Source organism: Arhodomonas sp. KWT, from assembly GCF_010993615.1.
Genome location: NZ_WNXE01000476.1, coordinates 1 through 1,278 on the forward strand (window position 1 = coordinate 1; position 1,278 = coordinate 1,278).

Sequence of the window (1,278 nt, forward strand, 5' to 3'; positions counted from 1 at the left end):
GCTTGACCACGCCGCGCAGCTCCACGGCATTGCCGTTGTCCGCCATGCTCTACTCCCGTCGTCGGGCGGGGGCGCGCTGCCCCCGCCAACCGCTCAGTAGCCGCGCTGGACGCGGCCGAAGGTCTTCGACCACTGGCCCTCGTGGTCATTCCAGTAGGCCGGATCGAAGAAGTTCAGCGACGCCAGCGTCCCGCTGGGATCGAACGCCGGCAGGGTCGGCACCTTCTCGCCGAGGTCGACCTTCTTCGGGTTCAGTGCCGGCGGGTAGTTCTGGCCCTCGGCGACGGCGATGGCGACCTCGGGCTCGAGCATGAAGTTGAGCAGCTCCTCGCAGGCGGCCATGGGGCTGCCCTTGATCACGAACAGGCACTCCTGCCAGGCGAGCCCGCCGGGCGGGTCGAGGTAGCCGATGTCGTGGCCCTGGTCCTGCAGTGCGCGGATGCGCCCGGACCAGCCCTCGGTGACGTAGATCTCCTCCTCGCCGAGCAGGCTCATGAGCTCGGCGCCGGAGCTCCAGTACTTGAGCGCGAGGTCGCGGTGGCGGCGCACCGCGTCCCAGACCGCGTCCATGTCCTCGATGTCGTTGGGGTCCTGGCCGGTCTGCAGGGCGGCGTACCAGATCCGCGTCTTCCACTCGCTCCAGCCGCCGATCTTGTCCTTGAAGCGCTCGTCGATGAGCAGCTTCGCACCCTTATCCCTGGCTTCCTCGTCGCTGACGTACTTGCGGTTGTAGGCGATGCCGGTGGTGCCGTAGTCGTAGGGCACCGCCGAGAGGCGGCCGTCGGTGATCCGGCGGAAGGGCTTCTGCAGCGTCTCGATGACCAGCTTCAGGTTCGGGATGTTGTCCTCGTCGAGGGTGGTCGACAGGCCGAGGCCGTCGTAGCGGGCGTAGTCGAACACGCCGGAGAGGTGGGCAATGTTGAACTCCCCGGGCTGGCTGGCGCGGACCCGTGCGAGGTACTCGTCGGCGCCGCCGAAGGTGCCGTCCACCACCTCGATGCCGGTGGCCCTGGTGTAGGGCTTGAAGGCGTACTCGCGGAATGCCTCCGAGACCACGCCGCCCCAGCCGTCGAAGCGGACCTGCTCGACCGCCGCCTTCGCCTCGCGGGGCGTGAGCAGGCCGAACGGTCCGCCGGCGAGGCCGGCGGCCATGCCGGCGAGGCCGAGCATCTTCAGGAAGGTGCGGCGGTCGATGTCCCCGTCGCGGTATCGCGCCAGCAGGCGCTCGTAACGTGTGCTCTCGTCCATCTCGCTGTCTCCTCTCGTGGGATGCGTGGC

At 68.9% G+C, this 1,278-nt stretch carries 1 protein-coding gene; it reads right to left on the reverse strand.

Annotated elements, in window-relative coordinates; genetic code table 11:
- Nucleotides 1-93: 93 nt before the first annotated feature.
- Nucleotides 94-1,278, reverse strand: a 1,185-nt coding sequence (locus G7A99_RS20035; RefSeq protein ID WP_240466355.1) for an extracellular solute-binding protein, incomplete at its 5' end; no start/stop codon positions are given.